The 16,651-nt window shown below is 37.7% G+C and carries 15 protein-coding genes and 2 pseudogenes; 3 read left to right on the plus strand and 14 right to left on the minus strand.

The features are described from left to right. Positions 1-3: 3 nt before the first annotated feature. Entirely contained in the window at positions 4-948 is a 945-nt protein-coding gene (locus FFM66_RS02760) for a metal ABC transporter substrate-binding protein (RefSeq protein ID WP_048603214.1), read from the minus strand. Positions 949-1,554: 606 nt separating this feature from the next. After that, positions 1,555-2,763: an MFS transporter gene (locus tag FFM66_RS02765; protein ID WP_137604947.1), complete on the minus strand. Its 1,209-nt coding sequence runs from the start codon at positions 2,761-2,763 to the stop codon at positions 1,555-1,557. A gap of 101 nt (positions 2,764-2,864) precedes the next feature. Here FFM66_RS02765 and FFM66_RS02770 point away from each other — a divergent pair, with 101 nt between their 5' ends. Next, complete coding sequence (locus tag FFM66_RS02770; protein WP_281276017.1) at positions 2,865-3,254, plus strand: winged helix-turn-helix transcriptional regulator; 390 nt, start codon at positions 2,865-2,867, stop codon at positions 3,252-3,254. 84 nt (positions 3,255-3,338) lie between these two features. Next, on the plus strand, positions 3,339-3,728 hold the full coding sequence (gene gloA2, locus FFM66_RS02775) for an SMU1112c/YaeR family gloxylase I-like metalloprotein (protein WP_137604948.1): 390 nt from the start codon (positions 3,339-3,341) through the stop codon (positions 3,726-3,728). A 255-nt stretch (positions 3,729-3,983) separates the two neighbouring features. Here gloA2 and FFM66_RS02785 read toward each other — a convergent pair whose 3' ends face one another. The 4 genes and pseudogenes from FFM66_RS02785 to FFM66_RS02800 form a co-directional block, all read right to left on the minus strand. Further along, positions 3,984-4,946 carry a tRNA dihydrouridine synthase gene (locus tag FFM66_RS02785; protein ID WP_137604949.1) on the minus strand — a complete coding sequence of 321 codons (963 nt, stop codon included), beginning with the start codon at positions 4,944-4,946 and terminating at the stop codon, positions 3,984-3,986. A 359-nt stretch (positions 4,947-5,305) separates the two neighbouring features. Continuing rightward, entirely contained in the window at positions 5,306-6,652 is a 1,347-nt protein-coding gene (locus FFM66_RS02790; protein ID WP_137604950.1) for a hypothetical protein, read from the minus strand. Between the two features lie 829 nt (positions 6,653-7,481). Then, a pseudogene (locus tag FFM66_RS02795) lies at positions 7,482-7,643 on the minus strand (IS256 family transposase); the annotation flags it as partial. A 7-nt stretch (positions 7,644-7,650) separates the two neighbouring features. Then, the gene (locus tag FFM66_RS02800; protein WP_010752838.1) at positions 7,651-8,610 is read right to left on the minus strand and encodes an IS30 family transposase; all 960 of its coding nucleotides are present in this window, start codon (positions 8,608-8,610) and stop codon (positions 7,651-7,653) included. A gap of 202 nt (positions 8,611-8,812) precedes the next feature. Here FFM66_RS02800 and FFM66_RS02805 point away from each other — a divergent pair, with 202 nt between their 5' ends. Further along, positions 8,813-9,172, plus strand: a complete 360-nt coding sequence (locus FFM66_RS02805) for a DUF1304 domain-containing protein (protein ID WP_033918653.1) — start codon at positions 8,813-8,815, stop codon at positions 9,170-9,172. A gap of 200 nt (positions 9,173-9,372) precedes the next feature. Here the strand turns inward: FFM66_RS02805 and FFM66_RS02810 are convergent, their stop codons facing one another. From FFM66_RS02810 to arsR, 8 genes and pseudogenes are all read right to left on the minus strand, one after another. Beyond that, the gene (locus tag FFM66_RS02810) at positions 9,373-10,542 is read right to left on the minus strand and encodes an IS256 family transposase (RefSeq protein WP_010752995.1); all 1,170 of its coding nucleotides are present in this window, start codon (positions 10,540-10,542) and stop codon (positions 9,373-9,375) included. 525 nt (positions 10,543-11,067) lie between these two features. Beyond that, the gene (gene arsC, locus FFM66_RS02815; protein ID WP_010750094.1) at positions 11,068-11,475 is read right to left on the minus strand and encodes an arsenate reductase (thioredoxin); all 408 of its coding nucleotides are present in this window, start codon (positions 11,473-11,475) and stop codon (positions 11,068-11,070) included. A 2-nt stretch (positions 11,476-11,477) separates the two neighbouring features. After that, complete coding sequence (arsB, locus tag FFM66_RS02820) at positions 11,478-12,560, minus strand: arsenite efflux transporter membrane subunit ArsB (RefSeq protein WP_070293508.1); 1,083 nt, start codon at positions 12,558-12,560, stop codon at positions 11,478-11,480. Positions 12,561-12,569: 9 nt separating this feature from the next. Then, positions 12,570-13,610: pseudogene (gene arsB, locus FFM66_RS02825) on the minus strand (ACR3 family arsenite efflux transporter); the annotation flags it as partial. 55 nt (positions 13,611-13,665) lie between these two features. Beyond that, the gene (gene arsD / locus FFM66_RS02830; RefSeq protein ID WP_010750091.1) at positions 13,666-13,989 is read right to left on the minus strand and encodes an arsenite efflux transporter metallochaperone ArsD; all 324 of its coding nucleotides are present in this window, start codon (positions 13,987-13,989) and stop codon (positions 13,666-13,668) included. A 73-nt stretch (positions 13,990-14,062) separates the two neighbouring features. Continuing rightward, positions 14,063-15,790, minus strand: coding sequence for an arsenite efflux transporter ATPase subunit ArsA (gene arsA, locus FFM66_RS02835; RefSeq protein WP_025480573.1), 1,728 nt, complete (start codon positions 15,788-15,790; stop codon positions 14,063-14,065). Between the two features lie 13 nt (positions 15,791-15,803). After that, positions 15,804-16,169, minus strand: a complete 366-nt coding sequence (arsD, locus tag FFM66_RS02840) for an arsenite efflux transporter metallochaperone ArsD (protein WP_010750089.1) — start codon at positions 16,167-16,169, stop codon at positions 15,804-15,806. Further along, complete coding sequence (arsR, locus tag FFM66_RS02845; RefSeq protein WP_010750088.1) at positions 16,147-16,497, minus strand: As(III)-sensing metalloregulatory transcriptional repressor ArsR; 351 nt, start codon at positions 16,495-16,497, stop codon at positions 16,147-16,149. Before arsR ends, arsD (FFM66_RS02840) begins: the two co-directional genes overlap by 23 nt. Positions 16,498-16,651 lie beyond the last annotated feature (154 nt).

The following is a 16,651-nucleotide window of genomic DNA, read 5'->3' on the forward strand; positions in this document are numbered from 1 at the left end:
CCTTTAGTTGATACTTTCTTTTAATGCCTCTAAGTTTTCCTGCATGATGGAAAGATAGGTCTTACCATCTTCCATTTGTTGTTTCGTCAAGCTTTCTACTGGATTCAGCACCGCCAATTTCACACCAGTTTCTTTTGAAAGAGTCTCTGCCACTTTGCTGCTGGCATTTTCTTCAAAATAAATCACTTTCACGCCATGATCCTCAACAAAATGTTTTAATTCCGCCAAACGACTTGGTGAAGGTTCCTGATCTGGTGAAATTCCTGCAATCGATTCTTGGGTCAAGCCGTATTGATTGGCTAAATAGCCAAATGCCGCATGCTGAGTGACGAAGGTCTTGTTCGTTGCATTCGCAAAAGCATCCGTGAAGTCTTGATCTAGTTTCTGTAATTTCTCAATATACGCTGCAGCATTTTTTTCAAAGGCCGCTTTTTTATCAGGGAATTTCTCACTTAGTTCATCCCGGATGGTCTCCACTTCTTTGATCGCCATTATCGGGTCTGTCCAAACGTGGGGATCTTTGTCATGATCGTGATCATGGTCTTCCTCTTCATGGTCGTGGTCATGACCGTCGTCTGTCATTTCCAACAAATCGATTTGATCTGCCGCTTCAATGACCAGTGTTTTTTCTTCATCCAGACTATCTTCGATACTTTCGACCCAAGTTTCCATTTCTTCACTATTATACACGAAGGCATCCGCTTGGGAAATTTTTGCGACATCTTTTGCACTTGGTTCATAATCGTGAGGTTCCGTTCCAGCAGGAATCAGCAATTCCACCGTGCCCTCGTCCCCAATTACTTCTTTTGTAAATTCATACATTGGATAAAAAGTTGCAATCGCCTGTAGTTGTCCCTTTTCGGCTGTTTGTCCATTTTCAGCAGTTCCGCAGGCAGTCAATGCAAACCCGCTCAATAAAAGTCCTAAACCCACTAAATATTTTTTCATTTTCTGTCCTCTTTTCGTTTTGATAGATTAAATCGGAAAACTTCCGATTTACCGGCAGGAATTAATGTATCAAACAATTGAGGAAGCGTCAACCGAAATCGGAAAACTTCCGATTTAAACTGGAAATTTCTCGATAAATCGGAAGATATCGGAGCTTCTGTTCATATTAAAGCTCATTTTCATGAAGACCTCAAATAAAATCAAATGGCAGGATGCTATCTAAAATTTGCACCAATTCTTCTGGTGTTTCCTTTTACCTGCTGTTAATTCATTCCTGCAAAAAAAAAAACCAAAAACGCATGGCTCAAAAAACGAATCAAATACCGCTTTTCCTGTTCACCTTACTACTTGATAGTCGTATGAGGGAAGAAATACCGCAATGTGCGTACCTGCATAAACTTTTTTAGTTGGTTCTGAATCTCGACAGAGCTGCGACTGTTACCGGCTCGCAGCTCTCGCTGATCATACTACTAATTTTATTGTTAGCAGTATTACTTGTCTGATCCATTTTCGTAAAGAACCCGTTCGCAGCTGATTTTAAAATAAAATAAACCAAACCGCAAAAGTCAGTTTAATAGCTTTTGCGGTTCGATTTTTTTATGACTGTTACTCTTCACAGCCGGCTGTTTCATTCAAAGAACTCGGCGTTTCGCTTCTTTTCACTTGCACGATCAAAAGAATCGCTAGTAAAACAATTGCCCCACCAAAAATCGGTGTGTAAGCAATGCCCATTTTCCCTGTGACTTGTGCACCAACCGTCGAGCCTAACGTAATTCCGACATTGAAAGCAGCGATATTAAATGCGGAAGCCAACGTAATGTCTTGCGGTACATATTTTTCAGCCAACTGCACAACATATAACTGCAATCCCGGCACGTTCATGAAAGCAAACAGCCCTAAAAGGATCGCTGCCAGCAAACCGAGAAGTGTATTTCCAAGCATGATCGTGATAAACAAGAACAGCAAGGATGCTAGTAAAAGACCAAACATCTTGATCAGTGAAGCAAGTGGTTTTTCATTTGCCAAATGCCCACCGACGGTATTGCCGATTGCGACCATCACGCCATAAACAATCAAAATGATCACGACTGCATTTGCGGAAAAACCAAAATTTTCTAAGATCGGTGAAAGATATGTGTAGGCAGCAAACGTCCCGCCGTAACCGAATGCGGTAATCAAGAAAGACATCACTAACGGTTTATTCGTAAAGATTCGAACAAAACCTTTCAAATCGACTTTGCCAGGAATCGGTAATTGACGCGGAACTAAGAAACTGCTGGCGATCAAACCAAGTAAACCAACTGCTGCGATAAAAATAAAGGACATATTCCATGTTGTTTGTTGACCAATAAATGTTCCCAATGGTACTCCCGTCACAGTTGCGACAGTCAAACCGGTAAACATGATGGCGATCGCACTTGCACGACGCGACGGCGCAACGACATCAGCAGCAACAACTGTTGAAACTGACATAAAGATTCCATGTGCCAATGCTGCTAAAATACGACCCAGTAATAAAATCATAAAGGTTGGGGCAAATGCGGCTAATACATTCCCGCCGATAAATAAAAGCATAATCCCGATCATCAAATTGCGCCGGTTCCACTTGCCGGTCAAAATAGTTAATAACGGGGCGCCGATTGTTACGCCTAACGCGTATAAAGAGACGGTCAAACCTGCTTGTGCGAGTGTGACATCGAAACTTTTGACGATCATCGGCAACAATCCGACGCTGATAAATTCAGTCGACCCGATCGCAAAGGCATTGATTGCGAGAGCCAGTAAAGTTAAGTTTGGTGAGAGTTTCTTTTCCATTTTTTCCTCCAAAAAAATTATTTGTAAGCTACAAGAAGATACTATATACTGTTGATGAACTTTTGATAAGTACCCACTTTTTTGTATCATAGGTACCTTTTATGACTCGTATCAAGGGTTTTAAGGAGGAATTTTTTTTTGAAAATCGTGCATATATGATCGGCGTAGAAGCAACAATGGATGTTATCAGTGGAAAATGGAAACCAATCATTCTTTGTAACCTACGCCATGAACCCATGCGTCCTAGTGATTTGAAACGTGGCATCACCGGCATCAGCCAAAAAATGTTAACACAACAACTCCGCGAATTAGAAGATGACAAAATCATCGACCGGAAAGTATACCAGCAAGTACCGCCAAAAGTTGAATATTCATTAAGCGAATATGGGCGTAGCCTTTCAGATATTTTAGACAGTTTATGCAGTTGGGGTGAACAGCACGTCGCTCATTTGCAAGAAGAAGGACAAGATGTTTATTTGAAGGCAAACTAAAAAGGAGGTGGCAGAAATCTTGTCACCTCCTCTAATTTGATCCAGCATTTAACCGACTTATCATAAAACCGAAAGGATGTTTTTATGTCGAAACCAGATTTTTCCGCGATTCATCACGTCGCTATCATCGTGTCAGATTATCAAAAAGCGCGACATTTTTATGTGGATATCCTCGGCTTACCGATCATTCGCGAAAATTATCGTCCTGAACGAAACGATTATAAATTGGATTTGCAATTAAATGATGCTGAACTAGAAATTTTTGCGGTACAAAATCCGCCGCAACGTCCAAGTTTTCCTGAAGCAGCTGGACTGCGTCATCTAGCGTTCAAAACAACTGATATCGCGGCGACCGTCGCTTACTTAGCGAGTTGCGGCGTTGCATGCGAGCCGTTGCGAACGGATGCCTTTACTGGCGAGAAGATGACCTTTTTCTTCGATCCAGACGGACTGCCCTTAGAATTACACGAATAATTAGTAAAGAGGGCGTGACAGTTCTGACTGAAGCAACGAAACTTGCTCGTCCAGCAGCCTCTCATCCTTTGAAAATTTTGAAACAAGCTAAGCTGATGGATTAGCGCAGTGATGGAACCAAAAATGATTATGACTTATCCCGTGACACGACTGAGATTGATAAACTGACAAACCTATTGATACTTGTCAGTCAAATCGTTGTCTTCAAAACAACCATTCGTCCTCAAAGACTGACTTTTGAGGACGAATGGTTGTTTAATTATTTTTTTCAAACTCTGCTAAAATTGCGCGGACTTCTGCGGTAGTTTTCGTATTCATCAGACGAACACGCAAATCATTCGCTCCAGAAAATCCTTTGACATAAATTTTGAAAAAGCGATGCAAGCCGACAATAGAACGCGGAACTTGCTCCGCATATTTATCTTGCAGATCAAGCTGTAACCGTAATAAATCGATCAAATCTTTTGGCGTATGCGGTTGCGGATTTTTTTCAAAAGCATACGGATTTTTGAAAATCCCGCGGCCAATCATCACACCATCGACCCCATATTTTTCAGCCAATTCCAGCCCCATCTGACGATCCAAAATATCGCCGTTGATCGTGATCAGCGTTTGCGGTGCAAGCGCATCGCGCATTTTTATGATTTGAGGAATCAATTCCCAATGAGCCGCCGCTTTACTCATTTCTTTTCGTGTTCGCAAATGGATCGAAAGATTGGCGATATCTTGTTTCAATAAGTGACCAATCCACTGCTCCATTTCAGCCAGCTCCGTAAAGCCGACCCGTGTTTTCACACTGACTGGCAAGCCCCCCGCCTTCGCCGCTGCGATCAATTCCGCCGCCACTTCAGGACGCAAAATCAATCCGCTGCCTTTGCCTCGTTCGGCAACATTTGGAACCGGACAACCCATATTCAGATCGATTCCCTTAAATCCCATATCCGCCAAAGCAATACTCATTTGACGAAAAAATTCTGGCTTGTCGCCCCAAATATGAGCGACCATCGGCTGTTCATCTTCCGTGAAAACTAACCGTCCACGGACACTTTCGATCCCTTCCGGATGACAAAAACTATCTGAATTCGTAAACTCCGTAAAGAAAACATCCGGTGCTCCCGCTTCTTTCACAACATGACGAAACACGACATCTGTCACATCTTCCATCGGTGCCAATATAAAAAAGGGCTTCGGCAATTCCGCCCAAAAATTACTTGCCATTATGTATACTTCCTCCTAGTTCAGCACTTTTTACCGAAACAACGCTATTATACTAAGCTTTGAAAGAAGAAGCAAAGCGAAAGATTCATATTAGAGCTGAACCTGTTTATCTATTTGACTAGCAATGATAAAAATTAAAATAATCGTAAATAATCTATCGGCTAAATTTCAGTGTAAAAAATGATAATATTTAATCGAATTCTAGTATTTCTTATCCAACACGACTTTCCTGAAACAACCAATCACATCCTAATAATACTGAAAGATTGGACAGAGATAATTATCACTGGATTAACCATTCTACTATTTCTTTTTAATCTCTATTTTGAAGGTTTTAAATAGCTTCATAACTTATGATTCTACTGATTCTCTAGTGATGTCGTATCATGCAACTGAAATTTCTCCAACATTTCCATCAGTAACCTCTTACGCTTATGAACCACCACAAACTTTTGGTATTGCACTTCCCATTGTTTTTCTAGATGAAGTTTTTTCATTGTCTCGTGAATTTCTTCTAAAAGATTTACCACATAGGAATAGTTTTTTCTCTTTCCTTTTTTAGCATAGTAATCAACTTCTTGCCAGTAAAGTGCAAGAATTTCTTGAGGATATTCCTTTATCAGTTGCTTACTATACCGATGATCCTCATCAATAGTACTGTAACTGTAGTAAGAACTGTTTGGATTTTGTAATTTTAAAAGAACCGTAGCTAACTGCCCTCTTTCGATACAAATATCTAGATAATAAGAAGGGTTTTTCTTTTTAATCACTTCAATAAATTGTGGTTCATATTGTGCTAATTCATCTGTCGTTAGCTCTTCTTGACAACGTTCATACCATTTTTTAACATCATTTGTACAGAACATCAGCTTGATTAACATTTCTTTTTGTTTTACTGTCTCTCTTTTTTTCTTGTAATAGTTATACATCTGTTCGGTCATCACATCTATATTCCTCTTTTTCATCAAGGAAAACTGATATAATTTTAATAACGAAGCCTCATCATTTTTTTCTTGATAGTAGGAAAATAAGAATTTGTATAGATCCGTCCAATTATATAAAGATTCATCTAATCCTTTCCAAGCAAGTTGGATAGCTTCGTTTTCTTTTCCTTCTTGTTGATAAAAGGTTGCTAGCTCTACATAATCAGAACTGTACTCCAAATTTTCTTGGAGAACAATTAAATACTTAGTTTTTTCCCCATTTTCTTTATACAGTTGCGCAGCTGCTTTTTTATAATAAGAATTTCCGTACTGTACAAGACAATTCGCTAAATATAAGTTTTCTTCTTTTGTTTGACAAAGTTCAACCGCTACATCCACCAAATTATCCGTGAAACCGCTGTTGTCTATATGAACCTGTTCCATGATTTCATCTAAGATTTTTTTCCTTAGCTTCCAAGAAAAATTCGTTTCTTGTAATAACTCCGCAAGTCGATCTAATTCCAAATACGCATCATATTCATCGTTTTCTGAACCACCTCCGTATTCATTAAATTCATCGATAATATTATAGGCATTTATCCAGGCATTATTTAGTTGTTGCTCAAGAATAAGTAGCTTGTTTTGATTGGGCTTTTCTTTTTGACAAAAAGATAACAATTGCTCTTCTGCTTCTTCATTTTGTGCGACTAGAGTACAGATGAGTTGAATCAATTCTTCTTGATTGAATTTACCGACTAGTTTTTTTGCAGCTTGTTCGTCCAAAGATCTCACTCTTTTCTTTTTTCTTATTATAGCAGATGAAAAATTTCTTTCATCAAAATGTGTAAAGACTGGAATTTTTTATCTTCCAAATTAAATCTGTAGTATTGATTTTAGTTATAAGATTTTTTAAATCAACAAGGAGGTTGAGAATGAGTTATTCGACAATCATTTATATTCGTGAATTTTTGTTCGTATATTTAGCAAATTCTGCCTGAGTGACAGTTTTTTTCAACTCTTGATAATTGCAGTCTTTCACCGTCATCACCTCTTTTCTCCGTCATTTTTTTCATTTGGTGGAGAAAAGTTGCCAATAAAGAAGACACCTTCCCACAATGAGAAAGTGTCTTCTTGAAGTTGTTGATATGAATGGTACTCAATTTCCAAGAAAATCTCCGTCCCATACCGTTATTCGTAAGCGAATAAATTCGCAAAGACTTTGGCAATTAACGTTTTGAAAACGAAAAAGCTAGTTTTGTAAGAAGTTTTTTCTATAGGAATACTTTAATATCAAATATTCTGGAATACTCTTTATACTTCGGCATTGATAAAAAAGCATCTCTATGGACAGTATTTGAACCAATTTGAACCATGATAGATGATAGTTGAATACAAACTTTTTTGCACATATTTTTAAAAATATTTTTCATTATAAAATTCTCTTGCTAAACTATCCGTACACTCTTAGTTTAGTACAACAAATAAATTTTACAATATGGAATACTAAGTAATAATTTGCAGTCAACACAATCCTTGTTTTAAAATAAGTATGTGATGAACAGGTAGCGTCAAGAATTATGTGTAAATGGAAAATCCATTCCGTTAATTACAGTTAAATCATTGACTCTAATGTATCCTGAATTTCTTTAAATCCTTTGTAAATCCTGCCTAAAAATTTTTGGTTATATTGATTAAATTGCGACACTAAAAATCTTTCTAAAGAGTCTTCATTTGGAAATTGTTCTTTTCTTCGAGTATACCGTTTTAATTGTTCTCAAATGTCAAATTAAGCTAGACAAATCGTCCTGACGCACATGACTCAAAAATACTTCCAATGGTGTCTTGTAATGCAGTGATTTTCTGGGAATATGGTTTCTTTTAGAAGCGACACTCTGAATGAATGATTCGGGGACTTCTCTGAAGTCCATTGACTTAGGAAGCCCATCTTTACGAAGCAACCCGTTTGAATGTTCGTTCAGCCCGCGTTGGGAAGGAGTTCCGGGATCAGCAAAAAAGATCTCGATATCATTAGTATTGCTGATCGATTTCCAGTTGGAAAACTCTTTGCCACAATCAAAAGTGATGGTCTTGAAAAGGTGTGGTGGAAAAGTTTGAAACCAATGATTCAATGTAAGTTCAATGTCTTTTGCCTGTCTACCAGCGGGTTTTAAGGTAATGATTGCTTTGGATAGGCGCTCCACTAGCGTAATCACAGCACTTTTGTGCTTCACTCCAACAATTGTGTCACCTTCAAGGTGACCGAATTCTTCATCGAAATTCTGATAGCGGGCGTTTCTTTCGTGAATCGTTCTTTTGTAAGCTTGCTTACCACGTTTCTCTTGGTGTCCATTGGGTTTACGCTTCCCTTTCATTGGCAAATCCAAAATATTGAACTCATTGTTTTTGAACTTCCGATACAAAGTGCGCGCCGAGCAATCAATTATTTTCTCGCCACGACCGATGAGCACATCTGGTGGCCACCCTTGATTGACCATCTTTTGAATGTATCTTGTTTGATCATCAGGCAAGACAATGGGGCGTCTGCCGCAGCGGGATTTGTTTTGCTTGTATTGTTTGTAGTAATCCAGCGCATTCTTTCCCTGTTCCAATGCGTGATAGACATTGTAGATCGTTTGTCGAGAGCGTTTTAGAAGTCCCGCGACTTTGGAAGCGGGTTGGTGTATATGGAAATAAGACTCTATCAATACGAGTTCGTCTGGTGTAAGATGGGTGTAGGCCATTTGTGCTCACTCCTTATAATTCTTTCGACGGAACTATTTTGAGTGTAGCACAAATGGCTTTTTTCAACTGTCTAGCTTAATTTTACAATCGGCGAGTTCAATCCCTTAGATTAAATTGGTGGTTACAAGATATTTTACAACTCACTTAAAATAACGTATAGTTGGATAGTAATCAAAATAAATAGTTAAGAAAGGAGAAAGAATGTCAATTTTATCAACAGTATTGATTGTTTTAGTAGCTTTGGAATTTTTCTATATACTATATTTAGAAACGTTTGCTACAACTTCAGACGCTACAAGTCGAGTATTTAACATGACAAAAGAAGAGTTGAAAAGCAAAGCTTTAAACACGCTTTTTAAAAATCAGGGGATTTATAATGGTTTGATTGGTGTGGGGTTATTATACAGTGTTTTTCTGTCAAGTAATCCAATAGAAATTAGTAGATTACTATTAATTTATATTATTTTAGTGGCATTATATGGCAGTATTACAAGTGATAAAAAAATTATTCTAACCCAAGGTGGTTTAGCAATTTTAGCACTCATTTCAACCTTCTTTTAAAGAAAAAAGCAAAACCACAATCAATTAAGGTTGTGGTTTTTGTTTACCTTGTTTTAATTGAACAGTATTATACTTTTCTTTGTTCAAATAACTTTGAAAATACAAGTTATCTGCATTATCATAATCTGATTTGTCATTAGAGAGATAAAGGTAGCGTCAAGAATTATGTGTAAATGGAAAATCCATTCCGTTAATTACAGTTAAATCATTGACTCTAATGTATCCTGAATTTCTTTAAATCCTTTGTGAATCCTGCCTAAAAATTTTTGGTTATATTGATTAAATTGCGACACTAAAAATCTTTCTAAAGAGTCTTCATTTGGAAATTGTTCTTTTCTTCGAGTATACCGTTTTAATTGTTTATTAAATCCTTCGATTAAGTTCGTTGAATAGATGGTTCGTCTGATAGTGGGAGGAAAATTATAAAATGTGACTATGGCAGGATTCAAGAGCAGATTGACAACTCTTGGATACTGCTTTCCCCATTTTTTGACCATAAAGTCCACTTGAGCCAATGCCTCTTCTTTAGACGTTGCTTGGTAAACCGCTTTGAACTCCTCACAAATTTCTTTTCGATCTCGAATACGCACTTTATGTGCGATATTTCTAGATACATGTACACAGCATTGTTGAAATTGTGCATTCGGATACACACTATGGATACTTTCTTCGATACCACTTAAACCATCGGTTACCACTAATAAAACCTCTTCTAACCCACGGTTTTTAAGATCTTGAAGAACCTCTTTCCAAATATACGCGGATTCTGTTGGGGCGATAGTGAACCCAAGAACTTCTTTGGTTCCATCCAATCGGATACCAATCGTAATGTACACGGCTTCTTTTGAAACGGTTTGTCTCTTCAAAGGAATATGTGTCGCATCCATAAAGATAACGGAATAACTGGCTTCTAACGTTCTTTCTTTAAATGCTAAAACGTCTTCAGACACGAGTTTACTCATGTTGGAGATCGTTTGTGGCGTATAGTGATGCCCATACATTTTTTCAATTAATTCGGAAATTTCAGCCATCGTAATGCCTTTTTGAAATAATTGGATAACGGTCGTTTCTAACGAATCATTGGTTCTCTTATATGCTGGGAGTGTTTGTTGAGAAAATTCGCCATTCCGATCTCTAGGAATAGTTAAATTTAGCTCTCCATATTCTGTTTTAAATGTACGTGAATAATTCCCGTTACGGGAATTTCCTGAATTGAATCCATTTCGATCATATTTTTCGTAGTCTAAAAAAGCAGTTAGCTCTGCTTGTAGAAGTGAATTAATCGCTCGTTCTAAATGATCCCGAAATAATTCATCTAAATCGCCTTTATTGAGTAGTGTTTGCATAATTTCTGTAGTAAAATTAGTCATGAGAAAGTCCTCCTATAAAATTTCGGTGTCGTAACTTTAATTTTACAGAATGGACTTTCTCTTTTTCTACCCTAAATTTCTATTTACACAAAATATTTTACGCTATCATTTGAACCAAAGATGAATGGTAGTTGAATACAATTTTCTTACTAGTTTATCAATCTTTTTTAGAGTTATTCCTCCCCTCTTATTTATTTGAGACCGTATTGATGGCTGGATAGCTGTCTAATAGGGGTTTCAAGGCCAGAATTAGCTAAGCTACTAGATTCTCGAATAATTGTATAAGCCGGTCACACCTACTTAAATGTGATTGAGAAGGTCAAATATAGGGTCAAAAAATACTCGTCAGTATGTCAGATAGATAAATCCAATTTTACGCCAAAAGCAGATTCTTTTCTCTTAAAATAGTAAGAGCCATCGAAGATTTATGTTTCACTTCGCACGGCTTTTACTTTAATTTTCCAATTTATCAAAAGGACATTTTACGTCTTTTTATCTTTTACCGAGATAGATGACAGTTGCTACTTAATCTAGCAAATTCGCTACACGACTTTTTATATCATCTCTAATTTCTCTGAATTTATTAATGATTTCTTCTTCTGTTCCAGTTGCTTTGGCTGGATCTTCCAAATCCCAATGAGCATGCTCAATCCCTTTTGGAATTACTGGACATTTGTCTTTGGCATCACCACATAGCGTAATAATTAGGTCTGCCTGATTAAAATAATCCATATCGATCAAATCAGATGTTTGCGTAGAGATATCTATCCCTTCCTCAGCCATTACTTGAACAGCTCTAGGATTTAACCCATGTTGTTCAATGCCGGCACTTTTAATTTCAAATTCAGCAGTTGGCAAAATAGCTTTTCCATAACCTTCTGCAATTTGACTACGACAAGAATTGCCTGTACATAAAAAGTAAATTTTTCTCATTGTTATTTCCCTCCGATATCAGACAATTCTGATGGATTTTGAATGAACCAATTTTTTGTGCGATTAGATATTTTAACTAACAGTAACATGACTGGTACTTCGACTAAAACGCCAACTACAGTCGCTAACGTAGCGCCGGATTGTAACCCAAATAATGAAATAGCTACTGCAACGGCTAATTCAAAAAAGTTACTTGCGCCGATCATACCTGCTGGTGATGCAATATCATGCGGTAGCTTCCAAAGCTTAGCCCATCCATAAGCGATTGTAAAAATAAGAAAGGTTTGGATAATTAATGGAATCGCGATAAGTAAAATATGCATAGGGTTAGCTAAAATCTTTTCTCCTTGGAAAGAGAAGATAATAATCAATGTTAATAATAACCCCATAATGGTAACCGAATCAAATTTCTTTAAGAAGACATTTTCAAAATACGCTAAGCCTTTATTTTTTATAATTATCACGCGTGTGAAGAAGCCTAATAATAGCGGTACAACCACAAAGAGCAACGTTGATAGTAAGAGTGTCCCCATTGGAACGGCCACATTGTCAACACCTAGTAAGAACGCTACGATAGGTGCGAATAGAAATAGAATAATCAAATCATTGATAGCTACTTGAACCAAGGTATAACCTGCGTCTCCCTTTGTTAAATAACTCCAGACAAAAACCATAGCGGTACATGGTGCTGCGCCGAGAATGACTGCTCCGGCAACATATTCCTTAGCTAGATCCACGGGAATTAGATTTTTGAAGACAACATAAAAGAAGAAGGCTGAAATGGCATACATAGTAAATGGTTTAATCAACCAATTGGTTACACAGGTGATAATTAGTCCTTTGGGTTTCTTTGCTGCACGAGCAATGCTAGTAAAATCAATTTTCAACATCATCGGATAAATCATTAACCAGATTAATATCGCGGTTGGAATAGAGACTTGATAATACTCAAACTTACTTAATGTGTCTGCCACAGCTGGAATAAACTTCCCAATCAACACACCTACTGCCATACATAAAATAACCCATAAAGTCAGATACTTTTCAAAAATCCCTAATCCTTGTTTTTTATTTTCAGCGCTCATTTTTTCCTCCTAGTGGCTTACGCCTTCTTTCGTAAAATATTTTTGCTTAAATTTCAAAGCAACATTTACTAATGCGATGAGTACGGGTACTTCAACTAGTGGACCGATAACGGCTGCAAAAGCTTCCCCCGAATTAATCCCAAAGACGTCTACTGCCACAGCAATCGCTAATTCAAAGTTATTACTTGCTGCGGTAAAAGAGAGCGAAGCTGCGACTGGATAACTCGTGCCCATTTTATTAGAAATGAAGAATGAAACGAAAAACATAATAATAAAGTATAAAAATAATGGAATGGCAATTCTTACAACATCAAGAGGTAATTCAATGACTTTTTCCCCTTTAACAGAAAACATAATCACGATTGTAAGTAACAAAGCAATTAATGTAATTGGACTAATTTTAGGAATGAATTTTGTTTCAAACCACGTTTTCCCTTTGAATTTAAGTAAAAGAAATCTTGAACTAATCCCAGCAATAAAAGGAATTCCTAGATAAATAAAGACACTTTTGGCAATTTCACCCATAGTTATATTTACCGAATGTGTTTCTAAACCTAACCATGTCGGCAAAACAGTCACAAATATATAGGCAAATAGCGAATAGAAAACAATTTGGAAGATCGAGTTAAAGGCAACTAAGCCTGCCGTGTACTCACTATCGCCTTGAGCAAGTTCACTCCAGACAATGACCATCGCAATACATCGAGCAATACCAATCATGATCAGTCCAACCATGTAGTCTGGATAGTCATGAAGAAAAACTACCGCCAGTACGAACATAACAATGGGACCGACGATCCAATTTTGCACTAAGGAAAGCAACAAAACTTTCCAATTCTTGAATACACGCCACATTTCTTCATATTTCACTTTGGTTAAAGGGGGATACATCATCAATATTAGACCGATTGCAATAGGGATAGAGGTTGTACCGACTTCTAAATGGTTAATCATCTTGGGTACGCCGGGTAAGAAATAACCTAGGCCAATCCCTACAGCCATTGCGATAAAAATCCATAAGGTTAGATATCTATCTAATAATGATAATTTATGATAATTTTTTTGTTACTTGATTCACTTATTTCATCTCCAAAGTTTCTAGAATTTATTTTATATCTTCTAACTTCAATCCTGTCAATTCACGTATTTGTTCGATAGTTGGATATTTCCCTTCCAGATAAACTTGTCCATCTACGAGAGTCAGCGGCAATCCTTCTACTCCAGATTCTTTCAATTTTTGATTGACTACTTCACTTCTGACAAAGGCTTGTGGATTCTGTGACAAATTTCTTCTATAGATTCGATTTTCCTCAGACGCATTGACTTCTTTTGTGATTGCCGTAATTGTCAATAACTCCTGATCCACAGAGGGACCACACACGCCGGTAGGACAACACATTGCCGGTTCATAAATTTCAATTTTTCTCATAATTATCATAACCTCCATTTAGATAGATAAGTCCCTTTAAGAAAGAAACTCATCTATCGTAAAAGTAAAACGTTTAGTGGACGAATTCTGCTTCAAAATCAGACACCCATTCAGCCACTGCAAAATGCCCGTTGGATACTTCAGCCACTTTCTCTATCCATTCAATCTCATTGGCTGCCCGAGCTTTTAAAATTACGTTCGATGTGTCTGTCGCATACATACTCTGATTGACTAGCCACCATGTATGAGCAATTTTTGCTCTATCCAAATCCGCATCAAGCCGTAATGATTCATAAACAGGCGTCGTTTCAGGTAAGGTGACCATTAATACTTCAGTTTCAGCCTTATTTTGTAAACGCGGCAACAGTTTTTTGATAGATGCTGGAACTTCACCAGCACTGCGTTCGACCTCTTTTGCATAGCTTTGGGTAGAATCTAATAATAACAATGTATGACCGGTTGGTGCGGTGTCTATCACAACAATCTCATTTTCAGCCTTATCGACAATCTCAGCAAAGGCTCTGAATATGGCAATCTCTTGGGTACAAGGGGAACGCAAATCTTCCTCCACATACGCAACATCATCCGCACTCATCGTTTCTCTTGCTTTGGCTAAAACTTCTTCTTGGTAAGCTTGCAATTCCTTTTCTTCATCAATATGGCTCACAAAAATTTCTTTAGTCTCTGCTAAATAAAGGCTTAAGTGATCGGCCGGATCTGTTGTCGCTAAATGAACTTTCTTGCCAGCTTTTGACAAAGCTTTCGCTATTTGAATCGCAATAGTGGTCTTCCCTACGCCACCTTTACCCATTGTAAAAATAATTTTTTTATCTGTTGCGATAAAATCAGCGACAATCTCACTGAGTGTAGGCAATTCAATCGCTGGATTTGTTTGTTCTGAAATCGGTGGTTGATTCTTATCAAGTAAAGTCCGTAGATTCTGGATACCTGTTACGTTGTACGCTCGTAACGGAACATAGAATTGCTCAAATTTCTTTAATCCTGCGGGCATCTCACTTAAATCTTTTTGTTGTTGGTCGTAAATCGTTTGTGAAATAGGATCATCCGCTGTTTCAAGTAATCCATTAACAATTAATTTTTGGCTAAGAATACCTAGTTGACTTAATTCATCAGACGCTCGAGTCGCCTCGATTATTGCCGCTTTTTGAGGGCGAGTCACTAACATTAGTGTAGTCAATTCTTCTTGGCTTAACGTTTTAACTGCTTCAGCGTACATCTCTTTTTTATCGCCTAAACCAGATAACTGTCCTAGACAAGAAACACCTGTCGTATTTTCATCTAAGTAATTACTCCACGCAGAAGGCAGCTGCAGCATCCTTAATGTATGACCGGTCGGAGCCGTGTCAAAAATGATGTGATCGTAGGCTTCTTCAACAGATTTATCTGTCAAAAAATTTGCAAATTCATTAAAAGCCGCAATCTCCACGGTACATGAACCAGACAGCTGCTCTTCCATGTTTTCTAATGCGCTATCGGGTAGAATCCCTCTGTAAGGACCAACAACACTTTCCTTATATTCAGCTGCGGCCGTCACTGGGTCAAAATTAGCTACTCTCAAATTAGGAATGCTGTCGATCGTTTTTGGTTTATTGGTCAATTCTGTCTGAAATACATCTTGCAGATTCGAAGCAGGATCCGTACTAACCAACATCACCTTCGCGCCATTATCTGCTAAACTTGTCGCTGTCGCACAAGCAACCGTTGTCTTACCCACGCCACCTTTACCAGTAAAAAATAAATATTTTGTCGGATTCAGTTGATTTAATTCATATCGTTGCATATTTACATCTCCCTTAGCAGCAGCCAGATCCGCCACAACAACCGCCTGTCTGTTCAGAATTTTGGTTAACAAATACCAACCCAGTGTAGTTAGAAAGTTCATCTATTGTTGGATACGCACCCATTTTAACAATGGCACCATCTATCACTGTAACTGGCAAGATTTCATTGCCTTTTTCTTGCATCACCTTCAACACAGTCTCATTATTGACAAACGCATCTGGGTCGCTGGTCAAATTGTGACGAGTCGCTTCAATTTGAAAGACTCCCTGTAGCGCTTCAAAAACTGAGGTAATCATGAGCAATGTTTCATCCACTGAGGGACCACAAACACCGGTTGAGCAACACATTGCTGGTTCAAATAGTTCTAATTTTTTCATGTACTTCTTCTCCTTTTTCTACACATTCTTTATTCTGACAGATACACGTTTGCTCGTCATTAGACAGCAGTTGCATCATTGAACCCAAAAATTCTCTGACAAACTCTTCTTGTAACGTATAATGATGCCATTTCCCTTTTTTACTGACTGAAATAATTCCAGCTTGTTCTAGCACCTTCATATGATGAGATAGTGTTGGCTGAGTAAAGTCAAAATGATCCAGTAGATCACATGCACAAAGACTGCCACAAGAAAGAAGATCCACAATCTTCATCCGTTTTGGATCAGCCATAGCCTTTAATAATAATGATGTTTTTTCATAGTTCATAGCTTTTCTCCTTCATATCGATAACTATCTATGTATAAAATATAGATAATCATCTATGTTTTGTCAAATGTTTCTGTCTTTCAGCTCAAATTACTTAGTTACTCTTTTGGGCTCGATTAAACCAAGTTTGAAAATCACTACTCTATAGATTCAT

The organism is Enterococcus songbeiensis (assembly GCF_005405265.1).
Taxonomy (GTDB): Bacteria; Bacillota; Bacilli; order Lactobacillales; family Enterococcaceae; genus Enterococcus_C; species Enterococcus_C songbeiensis.

Excerpts from the sequence above, each read along its gene's own strand:
- arsA (WP_025480573.1), bottom strand. The coding sequence starts at position 15,790 with ATGCAACGATATGAATTAAATCAACTGAATCCGACAAAATATTTATTT.
- arsD (WP_010750089.1), bottom strand. The coding sequence starts at position 16,169 with ATGAAAAAATTAGAACTATTTGAACCAGCAATGTGTTGCTCAACCGGT.
- FFM66_RS02770 (WP_281276017.1), top strand. The coding sequence starts at position 2,865 with ATGACTCGTATCAAGGGTTTTAAGGAGGAATTTTTTTTTGAAAATCGT.
- arsR (WP_010750088.1), bottom strand. The coding sequence starts at position 16,497 with ATGAACTATGAAAAAACATCATTATTATTAAAGGCTATGGCTGATCCA.
- FFM66_RS02805 (WP_033918653.1), top strand. The coding sequence starts at position 8,813 with ATGTCAATTTTATCAACAGTATTGATTGTTTTAGTAGCTTTGGAATTT.
- FFM66_RS02760 (WP_048603214.1), bottom strand. The coding sequence starts at position 948 with ATGAAAAAATATTTAGTGGGTTTAGGACTTTTATTGAGCGGGTTTGCA.
- gloA2 (WP_137604948.1), top strand. The coding sequence starts at position 3,339 with ATGTCGAAACCAGATTTTTCCGCGATTCATCACGTCGCTATCATCGTG.
- FFM66_RS02785 (WP_137604949.1), bottom strand. The coding sequence starts at position 4,946 with ATGGCAAGTAATTTTTGGGCGGAATTGCCGAAGCCCTTTTTTATATTG.
- arsC (WP_010750094.1), bottom strand. The coding sequence starts at position 11,475 with ATGAGAAAAATTTACTTTTTATGTACAGGCAATTCTTGTCGTAGTCAA.
- arsD (WP_010750091.1), bottom strand. The coding sequence starts at position 13,989 with ATGAGAAAAATTGAAATTTATGAACCGGCAATGTGTTGTCCTACCGGC.
- FFM66_RS02800 (WP_010752838.1), bottom strand. The coding sequence starts at position 8,610 with ATGGCCTACACCCATCTTACACCAGACGAACTCGTATTGATAGAGTCT.
- FFM66_RS02810 (WP_010752995.1), bottom strand. The coding sequence starts at position 10,542 with ATGACTAATTTTACTACAGAAATTATGCAAACACTACTCAATAAAGGC.
- FFM66_RS02765 (WP_137604947.1), bottom strand. The coding sequence starts at position 2,763 with ATGGAAAAGAAACTCTCACCAAACTTAACTTTACTGGCTCTCGCAATC.
- arsB (WP_070293508.1), bottom strand. The coding sequence starts at position 12,560 with ATGAGCGCTGAAAATAAAAAACAAGGATTAGGGATTTTTGAAAAGTAT.